General features: G+C 68.0%; 15 protein-coding genes. 9 read left to right on the top strand and 6 right to left on the bottom strand.

Going from position 1 to position 15774, the window contains the following annotated elements; translation table 11 throughout:
* Nucleotides 1–25: 25 nt before the first annotated feature.
* The 9 genes from rpmH (at nt 26) to D7D52_RS13155 (ending at nt 6760) form a co-directional block, all read left to right on the top strand.
* Complete coding sequence (gene rpmH, locus D7D52_RS13195; RefSeq protein ID WP_033085250.1) at nt 26–169, top strand: 50S ribosomal protein L34; 144 nt, start codon at nt 26–28, stop codon at nt 167–169.
* A gap of 87 nt (nt 170–256) precedes the next feature.
* Nucleotides 257–643, top strand: coding sequence for a ribonuclease P protein component (rnpA, locus tag D7D52_RS13190; RefSeq protein WP_120736582.1), 387 nt, complete (start codon nt 257–259; stop codon nt 641–643).
* Complete coding sequence (gene yidD, locus D7D52_RS13185; RefSeq protein ID WP_120736581.1) at nt 640–960, top strand: membrane protein insertion efficiency factor YidD; 321 nt, start codon at nt 640–642, stop codon at nt 958–960. Before rnpA ends, yidD begins: the two co-directional genes overlap by 4 nt.
* A gap of 4 nt (nt 961–964) precedes the next feature.
* Nucleotides 965–2071: a membrane protein insertase YidC gene (yidC, locus tag D7D52_RS13180; RefSeq protein WP_120736580.1), complete on the top strand. Its 1107-nt coding sequence runs from the start codon at nt 965–967 to the stop codon at nt 2069–2071.
* Nucleotides 2072–2101: 30 nt separating this feature from the next.
* Nucleotides 2102–2635 carry a Jag family protein gene (locus tag D7D52_RS13175; RefSeq protein WP_187703145.1) on the top strand — a complete coding sequence of 178 codons (534 nt, stop codon included), beginning with the start codon at nt 2102–2104 and terminating at the stop codon, nt 2633–2635.
* 93 nt (nt 2636–2728) lie between these two features.
* Complete coding sequence (gene rsmG, locus D7D52_RS13170; protein WP_120736578.1) at nt 2729–3466, top strand: 16S rRNA (guanine(527)-N(7))-methyltransferase RsmG; 738 nt, start codon at nt 2729–2731, stop codon at nt 3464–3466.
* Between the two features lie 382 nt (nt 3467–3848).
* Nucleotides 3849–4817, top strand: a complete 969-nt coding sequence (locus D7D52_RS13165; protein ID WP_187703204.1) for a ParA family protein — start codon at nt 3849–3851, stop codon at nt 4815–4817.
* Nucleotides 4818–4863: 46 nt separating this feature from the next.
* A complete protein-coding gene (locus tag D7D52_RS13160) occupies nt 4864–5880 on the top strand; it encodes a ParB/RepB/Spo0J family partition protein (protein ID WP_120736576.1) in 1017 nt (338 codons plus the stop codon).
* Between the two features lie 160 nt (nt 5881–6040).
* Entirely contained in the window at nt 6041–6760 is a 720-nt protein-coding gene (locus D7D52_RS13155; protein ID WP_120736575.1) for a GNAT family N-acetyltransferase, read from the top strand.
* 81 nt (nt 6761–6841) lie between these two features.
* Here D7D52_RS13155 and D7D52_RS13150 read toward each other — a convergent pair whose 3' ends face one another.
* From D7D52_RS13150 to murJ, 6 genes are all read right to left on the bottom strand, one after another.
* Nucleotides 6842–8038, bottom strand: coding sequence for an N-acetylmuramoyl-L-alanine amidase (locus D7D52_RS13150; RefSeq protein ID WP_120736574.1), 1197 nt, complete (start codon nt 8036–8038; stop codon nt 6842–6844).
* Between the two features lie 221 nt (nt 8039–8259).
* Nucleotides 8260–8598, bottom strand: coding sequence for a thioredoxin (gene trxA / locus D7D52_RS13145; protein ID WP_120736573.1), 339 nt, complete (start codon nt 8596–8598; stop codon nt 8260–8262).
* 11 nt (nt 8599–8609) lie between these two features.
* Complete coding sequence (gene trxB / locus D7D52_RS13140; protein WP_120736572.1) at nt 8610–9593, bottom strand: thioredoxin-disulfide reductase; 984 nt, start codon at nt 9591–9593, stop codon at nt 8610–8612.
* Between the two features lie 108 nt (nt 9594–9701).
* On the bottom strand, nt 9702–10613 hold the full coding sequence (locus D7D52_RS13135) for a hypothetical protein (protein ID WP_120736571.1): 912 nt from the start codon (nt 10611–10613) through the stop codon (nt 9702–9704).
* 122 nt (nt 10614–10735) lie between these two features.
* Nucleotides 10736–11284 carry an RNA polymerase sigma factor SigM gene (sigM, locus tag D7D52_RS13130; RefSeq protein WP_162958299.1) on the bottom strand — a complete coding sequence of 183 codons (549 nt, stop codon included), beginning with the start codon at nt 11282–11284 and terminating at the stop codon, nt 10736–10738.
* A gap of 299 nt (nt 11285–11583) precedes the next feature.
* Nucleotides 11584–15579 carry a murein biosynthesis integral membrane protein MurJ gene (murJ, locus tag D7D52_RS13125; RefSeq protein ID WP_120736569.1) on the bottom strand — a complete coding sequence of 1332 codons (3996 nt, stop codon included), beginning with the start codon at nt 15577–15579 and terminating at the stop codon, nt 11584–11586.
* Nucleotides 15580–15774: the final 195 nt, after the last annotated feature.

Below are 15774 nucleotides of genomic sequence, written 5' to 3'. Positions count from 1 at the left end.
CCCACCACCTAGAGGAGTGTTGACCGTGGCCAAGGGCAAGCGGACGTTCCAGCCGAACAACCGTCGTCGGGCGCGCGTCCACGGCTTCCGTCTCCGGATGCGCACCCGTGCGGGTCGCGCCATCGTGTCGGCGCGCCGTGGCAAGGGCCGCGCCAAGCTGACCGCCTGATTCGGTAATCCCGGATGCGGCGTCGTATGTGCGACTCGCCGTCCGGTCTCCGGTCCCCCATCCGCCCGCACTCCGCTGGACGCTCAGGTGCTGCCTGAGCCCTACCGGCTGCACCGGCGCACCGACTTTTCCCGGACGGTGCGCCAGGGCCGGCGGATCGGGAGACGGGACCTCGTTGTGCACGTACTGCTACACGACGATCACGACAGCGGACCGATACCGCCCATCCGGGTGGGCGGTCCGCGTTTCGGCTTGATCGTCAGCAAGGCGGTGGGTCCGGCGGTGGTACGCCACCGGGTGGCCCGCCGCCTGCGTCATATCTGCGCGAGCTTGACGGCCGAATTGCCCGAGGGCGCAGACATTGTCATTCGCGCCCTGCCGGGTGCCGCCGACGCGCCCTCCGAAGAACTGTTGCGGCAGTTGCGGAGTGGGCTGCGCAAGCTGGGCACCCTTGCGGTCAGCGGCAACTCATGAACGCACTGCGTGCCGCTGCCGGGCTCCCGGCCAAAGCTCTGATATTCCTCATCGAGCTGTATCGGACCTATATCTCCCCCACCCGCATGCCGACGTGCCGCTTCACTCCTACCTGTAGCGAGTACGCGGTGACGGCGTTGCGCACCCGCGGACTGTTCGTCGGCCTCGGACTGGCGACCGTCCGATTGGTGAAATGTGCGCCCTGGCACCCTGGTGGGTGGGACCCCGTGCCGGAGCGCAAGCACCGGCACGCGGCATCAGCTTGTGAAGGGTCATCGCCCGCGGTGACCGGCGATACGAACGACGGGAGTGCATAGAGCCGTGCTCGACTTCATCTATTACCCGGTGTCGGCCATTCTGTGGTTCTGGCACCAGGCATTCGGGTATGTGCTGGGCAAGAACAGTGGGTTCGCCTGGGCACTGGCCGTGGTGTTCCTCGTGTTCACTTTGCGGCTCGTGCTCTACAAGCCGTTCGTGAAGCAGGTGCGCACCACCCGGCAGATGCAGGAACTGCAGCCGCAGATCAAGGAACTGCAGAAGAAGTACAAGAACGATCGTCAGCAGATGACGCTCGAAATGCAGAAGCTGCAGAAGGAACACGGCTTCAATCCGCTCATGGGCTGTCTGCCCGTGCTGCTGCAGGTTCCGGTGTTCATCGGTCTGTTCCACGTGCTGCGCTCGTTCAACCGGGTCGGCTCGGGCGGCGGCTTCGCCGGCTTCGGCCACAGCGGCGGCATGACCGTCGAGCAGAACGCGAATACGGCGAACTACATCTTCTCCCCCGGGGACGTGCAGTCGTTCCTGGCGGCCCGGCTCTTCGGCGCGCCGCTGTCGTCGTTCATCACCCAGCCCATGTCGCAGCTGGAGTCGTTCGTTCACGACGGCGCCGGCATGCCGAGCAAGGCGGCGATCGCGGCGGTGTCGATTCCGCTGATGATCATCGCGGGTCTCGCGACCCACTTCAACGCGCGCGCGTCGGTGGCCCGGCAGTCGGCGGAGGCCGCGGCCAATCCGCAGGCCGCCATGATGAACAAGCTGGCGCTGTACGTGTTCCCGCTCGGCGTCATGGTCGGTGGCCCGTTCCTGCCCGTCGCCATCCTGCTCTACTGGGTGTCCAACAACATCTGGACCTACGGACAGCAGCACCTGGTCTTCGGCAAGATCGAAAAAGAAGAGGAAGAGAAGAAGCAGATCGCGCTCGAGCGTCGCGCGCAGAACGCCCCCAAGCCGGGCGCGAAGCCGGTCGATACTCGGAAGAAGTCGGCGGCCGCCAAGACCGAAGCCGTCGCGGACACGGTCGATCTCGACAAGGCCGACGCACCGCAGGCTGCCCAGAACGGTGCCAAGCCGGCCCCCGGCGCCAAGCCGAACACGGCCAAGAAGCGTTCCGGTAATCGTGGTCGCGCCAACCAGAAGCGGCGTCGCTGAGACTTACAACTCCAGATGAAGGAAACAACCATGACTGTTGAAACCGACGGAGGGGACCCCACTGTGACGGCTGCGGCGGCAGCGGACACCGCGAGTGACACCGAGGAAGCGCTCATCGAAGAGGGTGAGATCGCCGGCGATTACCTCGAGCAGCTACTGGACGTGCTCGACTTCGACGGCGATATCGATCTCGATGTCGAGGGTGATCGCGCGGTCGTGAGCATCGACGGCGGCAAGGATCTGTCGAAGCTGGTCGGTCGTCGCGGCGAGGTCCTGGACGCGCTCCAGGAGCTGACCCGGCTGGCCGTGCAGCAGGCGACCGGTGTGCGCAGCCGGCTCATGCTGGATGTGGCGGGCTGGCGCGCCAATCGGCGTTCGGAGTTGAGCGCGCTCGGCATCGAGGCCGCCAAGCGCGTGCTGGAAACCGGTGAGCGCGAGGCCCTCTCCCCCATGACTCCCTTCGAGCGCAAGATCGTCCACGATGCCGTGGCCACGCTCGACGGTGTGGTGAGCGAGAGCGAGGGTGTGGAGCCCAGCCGCCGCGTGGTGGTCCTCCCCGCCTGACCCGGCGACGACATGAAGGCAGGGCCCCCGAGTCGAATGGACTCGGGGGCCCTACGCTTATCCGGAGTCCCGCGAGTTCGGTTATTCGGAAGGATGTTTCACGTGGAACCAGAGACCGAGTCGACCACTCCGGGTCCGGTCGAACCTCCGGCCGCCGCCGCGGTCGTCTTCGGTGACCGGCTCGACAAGGCTCGGCTGTACTACACCGCCCTCGCGACGGCGGGGGTGGAACGCGGTCTGATCGGTCCCCGTGAGGTGCCCCGGCTGTGGGATCGCCACATTCTCAACTGCGCGGTGATCGGCGACCTCATGCTCCCCGGCGTGCGCGTGGTCGACATCGGCAGCGGCGCGGGCCTGCCCGGCATCCCGCTCGCCATCGCCCGGCCGGACCTCCGAATCACCTTGGTGGAACCGCTGCTTCGCCGCACCGTGTTCCTGGCCGAGTTCGTGGCCGAGGCCGGCCTGGACAATGTGCTCATCGTCCGCGGCCGGGCCGAGCAGGCGGGCGTGAAGAAGGAGGCCGGCGGCGCGGATGTCGTCACCTCCCGGGCGGTCGCTCCTCTGGCGAAACTGGCGGGTTGGTCCATGCCGCTGGTCCACGAACACGGACGCATGCTGGCGCTCAAGGGAATCAGCGCCGCCGAGGAACTCGAGCGCGATCGTGACGAGCTGACCAAGGCGGGCGCCGGACATGCCGAAGTTCTGGAATGCGGTGTGGGAGTGCTGGAGACGCCAACCTTCGTCATCAGCGCAGAGCGATTGGATCGCGCCGAGCGCCGCGCGGAGCGCAAAGGCGGAGGACGCGGGACCCCACGGCCGAAGCGTCACTGACGAAGCTCGATGTTTCATGTGAAACATCGAGCGAAACTGTTGTGAAGACGGCGATTCCGCGTGTCGTGGCGCGAAGCTTCCGTTTCAACTTCCGTATTGTGTTCGGTACTGGCAAGCTAGTGAACGTCGAGCGTGAGCGCAGACTTGCGATGCCCGGCACTGGCTCGAGCCGGTCGCCTCTCGATGGCTTTCAGTGGAACGGCTTCGGAATGGGTATCGATCTCGCACCTCGCACTTCCTCGGTGACAACGCAGCGTCGCGGCTGCTGCTGCCAGGTGCGCGAAATTCAGCTCGGCCACGTGTCTTTGAGTTCTCGGGGTTAGGAGCCTGTATGTCCAACGGTAAGGCGAATGTTTCACGGGAAACATCGCGGGTTCCCGGCATGCTCGATAGCGGTCCCTTCGATACCGACGAATTCAGCCGCACTCCGTTCGGCAACATCTCCCCCACCGAGACCCCGATCGCCGCCGAGGCGCAGCGCGCGAGCCAGGTGCTGTCGGGCACCAATGCTCATATCCCTCGCCCGCGCGAACAGCGCGTCATCACCATCGCGAATCAGAAGGGCGGCGTGGGCAAGACGACCACCGCGGTGAATCTCGCCGCGGCGCTCGCCATTCAGGGCATGCGGGTGCTCGTCATCGATCTCGATCCGCAGGGCAATGCCAGCACCGCGCTCGGCATCGAGCATCACTCGGGCATCCCCTCCAGCTACGAACTACTCATCGGCGAGTGCTCGGTCGGTGACGCCATTCAGCAGAGCCCGCACAATGAACGGCTGCTGTGCATTCCGGCGACCATCGATCTGGCCGGCGCCGAAATCGAACTCGTCTCCATGGTCGCCCGCGAGGGTCGCCTCAAGGCCGCCATCCAGGAGGCCAACCTCGCCGGGTACGACATCGACTACGTGATGATCGACTGCCCGCCGTCGCTGGGTCTGCTCACCGTCAATGCGATGGTCGCCGCCAAGGAGGTGCTGATCCCGATCCAGTGCGAGTACTACGCGCTCGAGGGTGTGGGTCAGCTGCTGCGCAATATCGGTCTGGTGCAGGCCCACCTGAATCCCGAATTGCATGTTTCCACCGTCGTTCTCACCATGTACGACGGTCGCACCAAGCTCGCCGATCAGGTCGCCGAGGAGGTGCGTTCGCACTTCGGGGACGCGGTGCTGCGCTCGGTCATCCCCCGCAGCGTCAAGGTGTCGGAGGCTCCCGGCTACGGCATGACCGTCCTCGATTACGATCCGGGCTCGCGGGGTGCGATGAGCTACCTCGATGCCGGGCGAGAGATCGCGTCGAAGTCGGCGCGCCAGAACGCGGTGGCGCCCGGCGCCGACGCACAATCCGGTGTGTAAGTGAATGTCTCGGTGGCGGTGAACAATGGAAGGGGTCGGTAGGCCGATGAGTCAGGCGAAGAAGGGTGGACTGGGGCGCGGTCTCGCGGCACTGATCCCGACCGGCCCGGCGACCACGCCCGGCGGGCTCGGCAGTGCCGCCGCCAATGTCGTCATCGGACTGGATCCGGCCGGGCCGCAGCCCGCCTCGGCGCATCTGCATCGCGTCCCCGATCCGGAGGACGCGATCGACGCGGCCACCGACGCCGGTGCGGTGTATCGGGAGATCCCGCCCACGCAGATCGAACCGAACCCGAAGCAGCCGCGCTCGGTGTTCGAAGAAGAAGCGCTCGCCGAACTCGTGCACTCCATCAAGGAATTCGGTCTGATGCAGCCCATCGTGGTGCGGCAGATCGAATCCGGTCCCCTCCCCCGCTATCAGCTCATCATGGGCGAGCGGCGGTGGCGGGCCAGCCAGGAGGCCGGGCTGGAGGCCATCCCCGCCATCGTGCGGGAGACCGCGGACGACTCCATGCTGCGCGACGCGCTGCTGGAGAACATCCATCGGGTGCAGCTGAATCCGCTCGAGGAGGCGGCCGCCTATCAGCAGCTGCTGGAGGAGTTCGGCGTCACCCACGAGGAACTGGCGACGCGGATCGGGCGTTCGCGTCCGGTCGTCACCAATATGATTCGGCTGCTGAAGCTTCCGATTCCGGTGCAGCGCCGGGTGGCGGCCGGCGTGCTGTCGGCCGGGCACGCCCGCGCGCTGCTGGCGCTGGAGGCGGGGGCCGAGGCGCAGGAGGCGCTCGCCGCGCGCATTGTGGCAGAGGGCATGTCGGTGCGGGCCACCGAGGAAGCGGTGACGCTGGCCAACCGGAATCCGGATGCGATCGCTCCCCCGGCGCCCAAGCGCAAGCCGATTCAGATGCCCGGTTTACAGGATGTGGCCGAGCGGTTGTCGGAGTCGTTCGACACCCGGGTGACGGTGCAGCTCGGTAAGCGCAAGGGCAGGATCACCGTCGAATTCGGCTCCATCGACGATCTGGAGCGAATTGTCAGTCTCATGGAGCAGTCGAAGCCCTAGGGTGGGCCCACCCCGGAGGTCGTGATGGAAACGTCACTGTGACGTACGGGTTTATGGCCCTGGAGAGGCGTACAGCGTTGATCACTTATCCTTTTTGCGTAGCACTGTGTGATGCGGCGTGAGTGTGGATGAATCGGACAGCTGGAGGCTGAGCAGAGCGGTGTCGACCAGCGTGACCGCACTTACCCTCGGCGGACTCGACAAACTTCCGGTGCATGCGCGGCGGTGCGTGTTCTGGGAGATCGATCCGGCGGTGGCGGCGGATTCCCATGACTTCAGCGACCCGACCTTCGAGAAGGAGGCCTGGCTCTCCACCGTGATGCTGCAGTGGGGGTCCTGCGGGCAGGTCGCCCTGGTGGAGGACAAGTCGGCCGGCTGCGCGCTCTACGCGCCGCCCAGTGCGGTGCCCCGGGCTGGACTGTTCCCCACCTCCCCGGTGAGCCCGGACGCGGTGCTGCTGACCACGCTGAGCGCCGAAATGCCCTATCAGGACACGGATGTAGCCCATCGGCTGATTCAGGCCGTGGTGTCCGATCTGGTGCGCCGCGGCGTGCGGGCCATCGAGGCGTTCGGCATTCGCAAGGATCCGCCGACCAATGCCATGCCCGCCGTCGGTTCCATGACCTTGCGCGAGCGGATCGGGACGCCGCGGCGCTCCCCCGCCCCCGCCCCGTCGGGCTGCTCGCCGGAGCAGTGCATGATCGAGGCCGATTTCCTCGAGGATGTCGGGTTCAAGGTGGTGGCCTCGCATCACCGATTCCCGCGCCTGCGGCTGGAATTGGATCACGAGCACCTGTGGAAGGAAGACGTCGAGCGCGCGCTCGATCAGCTGCTCGCCGCGGCGGAACTGAGCATGCCCACTCGGATGGCCACGCGGTAGCTCCACTTCCCCGACGAGAAACCCCTCCAGCCCGAATGGGTTGGAGGGGTTTGTTTCATGTGAAACATCCGAGCCGGACGCTCACATCCGGTCGGCGGCGGCCAGTTCCTCGGCGAGCAGTTCGGCGAAGGTGTAGGTCCCGGTGGGCTGGTCGTCCTGGCCCAGCAGGTACAGCCGCTTGACGGAGATCAGGATGGCCTCGGCGATGACATCGCGCATGCGCGGGTTGGTCAGCACCGACGAGTCGTAATCATTGGTGAGATAACCGATGTCGACCTGCACCGTCGGCATTTTGGTGAGCCGCAACAGATCCCAGGTGCGCGCGTGAGTCCGGCAGTCCTGCAACGAGGTTCGCGCCACGATCTCACGCTGGATGAAACCGGCCAGCACCTGCCCGATCATGGAGGTGGAACCGTGCGAATTGCCGAAGTGGAAGCTGGCCACACCGCTGGCGGAACCGCTGTCGTTGCTGGCGCAGCGCAGCGAGATCATCAGGTCGGCGTCGAAGGTGTTGGAGGTCTCCGCACGCTCCGCGTCCGAGGGGTTGGCGCCCCACGGCCGGGACAGGAACGTCTCCATTCCCGTTGCGGCCATACGGCCTTCGAGCCGGCTGGCCAGATCCCAGAGGATCTCCGATTCGTAGACGTCACCGAATTCGGTCGGCACCGCCGCGCCCTTGTCCGGCCCGCCCAGGCCCGGATCGATGACGATGCGCTTGCCGGTCAGCTGCGGCCCGGCCCGGTGCACCACCTCTTCCTCGGCGATGCGATGCGGATTGCCGCCGGTGACCCGAGCGCCCAGCAGATCCAGCGAACGCAGCGTGTCGGGACCGCAGATGCCGTCGGAGGACAGCCCGATCTCGCGCTGGAAAGAAGTGAGCGCATCGTGGGTGTGCGGGCCGAAGTAGCCGTCCACCCGGTGCACATAGAAGCCCAGATCCTGCAGTCGCCGTTGCAGAGTGGCGACGTCGTCGCCGTACAGCGGGGCGGACAGCTGATAGATGAGGGTGCGCGCGCCGAGCCGGTAGGAGGCTTCCTTCAGCGCGCGATAGGTGGCCGGACCGACCACGCCGTCGACCAGCAGACCGCGATGCTGCTGGAAAGCGCGGACCGCGGAGTCCAGATCGTGGTCGAAGGTGGCGTCGGCGTCCTTCCAGTACTCCCCGTTCAGACCCGACGGGTCGGTATTGGGGTGGGAATGCAGGAACCCGAGGCTTGCCAGGGTGCTCCGAACCTCTGCTACGGCTGGACCTGTATCGCCGTGACGAAGTCGGTGCATGCGTGAGAGCCCTTTCCTTCCGCCAACCCGGGTACCCACTCATGCGGCGGTTCACACCTTCGCACGACCGGAGCGTCGAAATGATTGTTTCAGACCCGGACCGAATTTCGGCAACTGTCGAGTGCAGGCATCCTAACCCCGGGGTCGGGGTCAGGAGTCGAAGGCGGCAGCCCGCGTAACCGCGGGAGCCGCCGCCAGCGCCGAAATTCTATCCAGGGGTGCTAAAGAACTTCTTCCAGTTCACGCAAGAGGGCCGCTTTGCCCTTTGCGCCGACGATCCGCTTGGTCTCCTTGCCGCCCTGGAACAGGACCATGGTGGGCAGCGACAGGATCCCGTAGTGCTTGGCGCTCTCCGGGTTGTTGTCGGCGTCGAGCTTGGCGATGGTGATCTTGTCGCCATTGGCGGCGGCGATCTCCTCCAGCACCGGGGCGACCATCTTGCACGGGCCGCACCAGGCCGCCCAGAAGTCAACGAGCACAGGCTTTTCGCTCAGCAGCACCTCGTCGGCGAAGGTGGCGTCGGTGACCGTCTTGGTCGCTGAGGTCTTGGCGTCGGACATTGCCATGCTCCTTAGTTGTTCACTTCCACCGGCGCACCGGCGTGATCGAGGGTGTTGGTGGTGATGTCACCCTGTTCGGCGAGCCAGCGCTCGGCGTCGATGGCCGCGCGGCAGCCGGTGCCGGCGGCGGTGATGGCCTGCCGGTAGGTGTGATCGACCAGGTCGCCGGCGGCGAAGACGCCGGGCAGCGAGGTGTAGGTGCTCTGGCCCTTGACCTCCACGTAGCCCTCGCCGTCCAGATCGACCTGGCCGCGCACCAGTTCGCTGCGCGGGTCGTGGCCGATGGCGACGAACAGGCCGGTGGCGGCCAGTTCGGAGGTCTCGCCGGTGCGGGTGTCGCGGACGGTCAGGTGGGTGACGGCCGTATCACCGTGCACGCCAATGACTTCCGAGTTCAGCAGGAAGCGGATCTTGTCGTTGTTCTTGGCGCGCTCGAGCATGATGCGGGAGGCACGGAACTCCTCGCGGCGGTGCACGATGGTGACCGAGCTGGCGAACTTGGTGAGGAAGGTCGCCTCCTCCATGGCCGAGTCGCCGCCGCCGACCACCACGATGTCCTGGCCCTTGAAGAAGAAGCCGTCACAGGTGGCGCAGGCGCTCACGCCGCGGCCCAGCAGCTCCTGCTCGCCCGGGACGTGGAGGTAGCGGGCCGCGGAACCCATGGCGAGGATCACGGCGTGCGCCTCGAAGACCTCGCCGCCGACGGTCACCTTCTTGACGGGACCGCTGAGGTCGAGGGCGTCGACGTCCTCGGTGCGGATGTCGGCGCCGAAGCGCTTGGCCTGCTCCCGCATCTCCTCCATGAGGTCGGGGCCCATGATGCCCTGGCGGAAGCCGGGGAAGTTCTCCACCTCGGTGGTGGTCATGAGCGCGCCGCCGAACTGGGTGCCCTCGAAGAGCAGCGGTTCGAGTTCCGCGCGGGCGGCGTACACCGCGGCGGTGTAGCCGGCCGGACCGGAACCGACGATGATCAGGTCGCGAACAGGCGTGCTCAAGGTGGCCCTCCGAAGCAGTGCAGATTTGGCTCGATTTAGTCGAGCGTGAGCGTGTCGGTCAACAACAGCCTAAACGCTGGCATTCCCGCGGCACGCCGACCTCGCATGTCAGCCGATGTCCGTGCGTTCGAGGATCTGCGGATTGCCAGGGCCGCAACCGGTTCCGAGGACGGCCGCGGTGATCTGCGGCGGTTTGGGCCCGGCTAGCAGGACCAGGACGCCGGGTGTGCCGGAGAACACGACATTCTTGGAGCCGAGGACCTGGCGGTCCAGGCCCGCCGCGCGCAGGCAGCCGGACAGGGCGTTCGCGGTGGCCAGCGGGCCGGTGATGTCGTGCCTGCCCATGGCGGTGAGCAGGACGCCGGGCGGCATGGAGGCGTCCAGATCGGCGGCGGCGGCGGCCGGTGGGGCGGCCGGGGCGACCGGGTGGGCGCCGAGGGCGTCGACGGCCACCACCGTGCCCGCGACCACGGCCGCCGCGGCCGCTGCCACGGTGAGCCAGCGCAGGCGGCGGGAGGGGCGTTCCAGCGCGATCGGCTCGGCGAGATCAGGTTCCGGCTCGGGCTCGGGTTCGGGTTCGAGGATCTCGAGTTCGCGGGGGTCGAGCCGGCCGGTGTCGAAGATCGTTCCATTGAGCACCGGGATCGGTGCGGTGGGCGCCGGAGCCGGATGGGTGGAGCGGACCACCGGGGGCGGGGCGACGGGCAACCGGGTGACGGTGGCCATTCGATCCGGTGCGGATGTGGCCGCGGGTGCGGGCTCGGCGGCGAGGTCGGCGATCATGCGTTCGAGCCGGTCGGCGACCTCGGCGGGCATGGGGTGCGCGATGTGCTCGTCCTGGCCGAGGTCGCGCAGGCGGGCGTCGACCCGGTCGAGGGAGCTCAGATAGCGCATGGCCTCGGGATCGCGCCGGACCGCCGGCCAGAGCCGCTCCGATTCCTCGGGCGGGATGCTGCCGGCGTGCAGGTCGGCGAGCAGCTGGGTGGAGAAGGGCGGCGTGGGCACCGTGGTACCCGCCATTGCTCCTCCTATGTCCTCCATTGCCCCTCCAGGGCTTCGAGTAGGAAACGCAGACCTGTCTTTGTATCTGACGCGGCGGAACTGTACAAGGTTCCCTCGAAAACGCGGTATTCCAAGGGAATTCAGGTGCGCATCGCGGTGAAATGCGCGTGCAGCCGGCGCCGGCCGCGCGCGCATCGGCTCTTGACCGTGCCCTCCGGAATGCCCAGCAGCGCCGCGGCATCCGCGATCGAGTAGCCCTCGAGCACCACGGCCGCCAGGGCGGCGCGCTGGTCGTCGGGCAGGGTGAACAGCGCCTCGTCGACCACCTGGGCGGATTCCAGGGCGGCGAAATCGTCTCGGGGACAGACCGGTTCGTCGGCGCCGTCCTCCGGCAGCGGCTCGGTGCGGCGCAGCTTGTTGCGGCGGATGCGGTCCAGACAGGCGTTGACCACGATGCGGTGCAGCCAGCTGCGCACCTCGGAGTCGCCGCGAAAGGTGGCCGCGCCCCGGTGCGCGGACAGCAGGGCCTCCTGCACCGCGTCGGCGGCGTCCTCGGGACCGGGGCATACCCGTAGCGCGGTCTGGTAGAGGTGGTCGCGATGGCGGCGGAACAGTTCTGCGAAGGCGTACGGCGCGCCGCCGGCATGGGCGGTCAGCAGATCGCGATCGCTGACCTGCCGCGTATCCACGAGCTCGTTCGCTGACGACAATGCATCCCCTCAGACCGGCGGGCACGGCCGGAACACGGGCCGAACGTCACCGAGTGTTTGTGGCTGTCATCCGGGATGGTCGTGGCCGGTACCCGGGAGCTCCCCTTGCCGAGAGTACGCAAGATCATATCGACGATAACGATTCGATAGCAATGAATCGCGCGAAAAAAGCCCTGGTAGGCGGGCTGTTCGGGCGAATCGGACGGAAGATGACCGCCCAGAATGTGATCGACCGGGTAGCGGCACCGGCCGTCGAGAACCCCCGGAAACCGCAGCGGCTACGGCGCTGCTTCGAAGCGAATCTCGGCGATCGAGGACTGGAACTGTCCCCCGTTGTTGGCCAGCTGGGTGATCCACACCAGCACGTACCGGGCGGGCTGATCGGCCCGCACCGGGATCTCCGTGGTGCCCTCGCCGAGCACCGCCGACCCGATCAGCTGCGTCTGATCGAGGGTCGGCGAGGCGGTGGGCGAGGTGCGGATCTCGACCTGCGTTCCGGGCGAGGGCGATTCGATGATCACCTTGGTCAGCTTGCTGGGGCTGCCCAGGGTGCTCAGCACGCCCACGCCCTTCTTCAGGGCCGGGAACTGCTGGAAATAGGCGTCGGAGCGCCAGATGGTGGCCGGATTGTTGTCCAGCACCGCCCCGACGCTGCCGACATTGTCGGGCGTGCCCTCGGGCGAGAACACCGTGGCCCCGGTGACCGGCACCGGCACCCCGCCGGTGGCCGGAGCGCCCGCCGGGGTCGAGCCGCCCGGACCCGGCGGCCGGGTCGCCGAGGTGGTGAGCCCGATATTGCGCTGTTCGTTGAGCGGCGCGTTGGAGGAGCCGGGCGCGAACACGCTCAGCAGCCACCAGATGATGACGCCGACCACCAGCGCGGCCAGCACGCCGAGACCGACCAGGATCCACATCATCCGCTGCGAGCGTTCCTTCTCGGCGGCGAGCAATTCCGGATCCGCGAGGGTCTCGTCGGGTGCGCTGGGCGGCTTCTGACCCAGGCGCAGCACCGGGATGAAGTCGGTCTTCTGGTCCACCACCGACGCCTGCTCCAGCACGTGCTGAACGGTGGCGGCGGTGCGCACCCCCTTGTTGGACTCCAGCGACCGCACTGCGACCGCCGAGATCTCGAAGGGCACCTCGGGCCGAATCGTCCTGGGCTCCACCGGGGTTCCGTCCGGCCCGAAGTCGGCCAGCGGCAGCCCGCCGACGGTGGCGGCGGTGCCGGAGAGGCCGGCGATCCGGATGGGCCAGTGCGCGGTGATGAGCGCGTAGAGCATGGCCCCCAGCCCGCGCACATCGGACTGGGCGTCCGAATCCGACAGTGTGCCCGGGAAGGCCAGCACGGCGTCCCCGGTGGCGCTGATGCGCACCCGGTCGGGATGGTCGATGGACAGCGAACCGCCGCCCCGGTGCGCCATCTCCGCCGCGGCCGCCAGCGCCCGGATGGCGCGCGCGGCTCCTATCGGCGAGGGCACCGTCTCGGCCATCTCCTGCAGCGAGCGCCCGGGCGTCCATTCGGCCACCACGATGCCGCCGGAGGAGCCGCGCACCACGTCGAGCACGCGGGCCAGGCCGGGCGAGTTGATCCGTCCCAGGCGCAGTGTGCGCGACAGGATCGCCTGCGGCCCATCGTGTCCGGAGTTGTCGGTGGCCTGCTGGTCGGCGTCGACGAAGGTGAGCGCGACCTCGCGGTCGAGTTTCACGTCCAGCGCCTGCCAGAACTTCAGTCCGCGCGCACCGCCGTGGCTGGCCAGCAGCCGGTAGCGGCCGCCCGCCACCGACGCGCCGGGCGTCAGCTTGGGGCCGCGCTGGATGCGCTTGCTCGGCGATTCCACCCGCATGGGCGGCATCTGTGGCGAGACCGCCTCGTACACACCGGTTTCGGGACCGGGATCCGCCTGCTCCGGTAGGTTCTCCGGCTCACCGTCGCCCGACCCGCCGGAGCGCGCCGTGGATTCGGCTGGGCCACCGGATTTTCCGCCGGCCTTGCCGGAGGGAGGGGTGTCCGTGGAGAGCCCGCCGCCCGCGGCCTGTGCGGATTCGGCGGCCGGGACACCGCCCGCCGCGTCGTCGCTCACCCTCGTTCCTCCTTCGCCCTGATATGTCGAAGACCGATGTGTCGGAGCCGGAACCGCCGCGTCGGCGTCCGATGTCGTGCGGAAGCCGTCCGGCTTGCCGCGGGAGCTGTCCGCGGGCACGCCGGATCGGGCAGTTGCGTTTGCCTGCGGAACAGGGTACGGGAACTCACCCGTCCCGGTGATGTCAACCGCGTCGGGCCGGACGACGGGCAGCACCATGGTCTGCGCGTCGAGGTACGGATCGAAGCGGTAGTAGTACGGCGCGGCGCGCAGGTCCGGCTTGGGCAGCAGCGTGGTCGCCTGGATGTCCTCGAGCGGGGTGCCCGAGAGATCGAGATCCGGCGCCGGCGGCGTGATGCCGAGGCGACGCGAGACGGCCACGGTGATGGCCACGATCTCGGGAATGCCCAGCAGCCGCATCAGGCCGAACGCCACACCGAACATGACGATGGCGGTGAGCCCGACCCGCACCAGCGATCCGAACCCGCCGAACGAATCCGAAAGCCGGTGCAGGCCCAGTATTTTGTCCACGATCAGCATGACGACACCACCGGCCAGCGCGGCCAGCACCACCCGCGTGATGGTGCGCCCGACATTGGTCATGCGCAGATCGCCGAGGCTGCGATGCAGCAGCCAGCCGCCGATGACGGCGCCCGCGATGAAGCCCAGGCCCCGGGCGACGCCGACGGCGATGACCACGTGGTCGGGCGAGACGAACATCGGCATGAGCACCGAGAGCGTGATCTGAACACCGGTGATGCCCAAGATGATCCAGGTCGGCGTCCATGCCTGTTCGCGGGCGTAGAACACGCGCAGGTGAATCAGGACGAGGGCATAGGGAATGAGGGTGAAGGCGGACCAGGAGACGGCTTCGCCGAGTCGCGCGGCATCCCCGCCGAATCGTCCGTAGCCGTACATCGCCTGCCCGATCTGCGGTCCGGCGAAGGTGAAGAAGGTGACGATGGGAACCAGCGCGATCATGGTGAGCCTGGTCGCCGCGCCGAGATCGTCCACCACGGCGGGCGTGTCGTCGGCGGCGGCATTGCGGCTCAACCGGGGCATGATCGCCGTCAGCAGGGTCACGCCGATGACGCCGTACGGCAGTTGCAGCAGGGCCCAGGCGTTCGCGTAGATCGCGGGCCCGGCGACATCCCAGTGCGACGAGATGCGCGTGGCCACGGTGAGACCGGCCTGGCTGATGGCGACATAGAGAATGATCGCCGCGCCCATGCCCGCGAACTGCTTGAGCCGCGCGTCGACTCCCCACAGCGGTCGCAGGTCGATGCCCTCCCGGCGGATCGCCGGCAGCAGGCTGGCGACCTGCACGATCACGCCGAGTGTCACACCGACGCCCAGCAGCAGCAGTTTCGGCTCGCTGATCTTGACCGGATCGAGCGTGATCTCCCCCGGTGTCAGCGCGTACAGCCCGAGCACGACCAGCACCACGATGTTGTTCAGCACGGGCGCCCAGGCGCCGGGTTTGAATCTGCCGTGGGTGTTCAGGATCGCCATCAGCAGCGCCGACATGCCGTAGAACAGGATGGCCGGCAGCAGCAGATAGGTGAGTGCGGTGGTCAGCGCCGTGTTCACCTTGCCGTCGTTCGACAGGAAGATGTGGGTGGTGAGGACCGGCGCCAATGCCGTTGCCAGCACGGTTCCGACGGCGAGCACGGTGAACGCCGCGGTGACCAGTCGCCGCACGAAGGCGGCGCCGCCGTCGGCGTCCTCCTTCTCCGCGCGCACGAGCGTCGGCACGACGATCGCGGTCAGCACGGCGCCGAGCAGGAGCTCGGAGATCATGGTCGGGATGGTGCTGGAGACCGTGAAGGCACTCGCGATGGCGGGTCCGAGCACGGTCAGCAGCAGCACCTGCTTGCCGAATCCGGTGATTCGGCTGGCCAGGGTCGCGACCGCCATGGAACCGGAATCGCGCACGAGCCTGGCGTTGGAGTTGTCCGCCTTCTCCGCTACCTGTACGGGGGCGGCGGGCCGGCGGGGCACCTGGCGTTGCTGTCCGCTCGGCGGTCCCGAGCGGGGGTTCGACAACGGCGGGGTGGTGTAGCGCCGCTCGCCGGAGGGCGGACCGGAGTGACGCGGCGCCTGGGCGCCGGGGTGTCCCCAGTGGTAGCGCTCTTCGGGTGCGACGTGTCCGGCCGCGTCGGGTCGCCCCGGTTGCGGCCTGGGTCGCGGCATGATGGGTCCCGATTCTGGTCCGGGTGGCACCTGTCGCCGCTGAACGGGCGGCGGTACCGGACGTGGACCGGACGGTTGACCTGGATGCGGACGGCCCGGCGCCCCAGGCGGATTCGGCGGTACGGCGCGCTGCGCGCCGGAGGCCGGCCCCTGCGGCCCGGGCACCCGCGGCTGCTGTCCGGACCCCGGACCCTG

It is taken from the genome of Nocardia yunnanensis (assembly GCF_003626895.1).
Taxonomy (GTDB): Bacteria; Actinomycetota; Actinomycetes; order Mycobacteriales; family Mycobacteriaceae; genus Nocardia; species Nocardia yunnanensis.
Note: the sequence above shows the minus strand (reverse complement) of the source record. Positions and strands in the feature narration are given on the sequence as shown.

What these genes read in the sequence shown, in the direction of transcription:
- yidD (WP_120736581.1), top strand. Translation starts at nt 640, where the DNA reads ATGAACGCACTGCGTGCCGCTGCCGGGCTCCCGGCCAAAGCTCTGATA.
- D7D52_RS13175 (WP_187703145.1), top strand. Translation starts at nt 2,102, where the DNA reads ATGACTGTTGAAACCGACGGAGGGGACCCCACTGTGACGGCTGCGGCG.
- rsmG (WP_120736578.1), top strand. Translation starts at nt 2,729, where the DNA reads ATGTTTCACGTGGAACCAGAGACCGAGTCGACCACTCCGGGTCCGGTC.
- D7D52_RS13165 (WP_187703204.1), top strand. Translation starts at nt 3,849, where the DNA reads ATGCTCGATAGCGGTCCCTTCGATACCGACGAATTCAGCCGCACTCCG.
- D7D52_RS13160 (WP_120736576.1), top strand. Translation starts at nt 4,864, where the DNA reads ATGAGTCAGGCGAAGAAGGGTGGACTGGGGCGCGGTCTCGCGGCACTG.
- D7D52_RS13150 (WP_120736574.1), bottom strand. Translation starts at nt 8,038, where the DNA reads ATGCACCGACTTCGTCACGGCGATACAGGTCCAGCCGTAGCAGAGGTT.
- trxA (WP_120736573.1), bottom strand. Translation starts at nt 8,598, where the DNA reads ATGTCCGACGCCAAGACCTCAGCGACCAAGACGGTCACCGACGCCACC.
- D7D52_RS13135 (WP_120736571.1), bottom strand. Translation starts at nt 10,613, where the DNA reads ATGGCGGGTACCACGGTGCCCACGCCGCCCTTCTCCACCCAGCTGCTC.
- murJ (WP_120736569.1), bottom strand. Translation starts at nt 15,579, where the DNA reads ATGCCGCGACCCAGGCCGCAACCGGGGCGACCCGACGCGGCCGGACAC.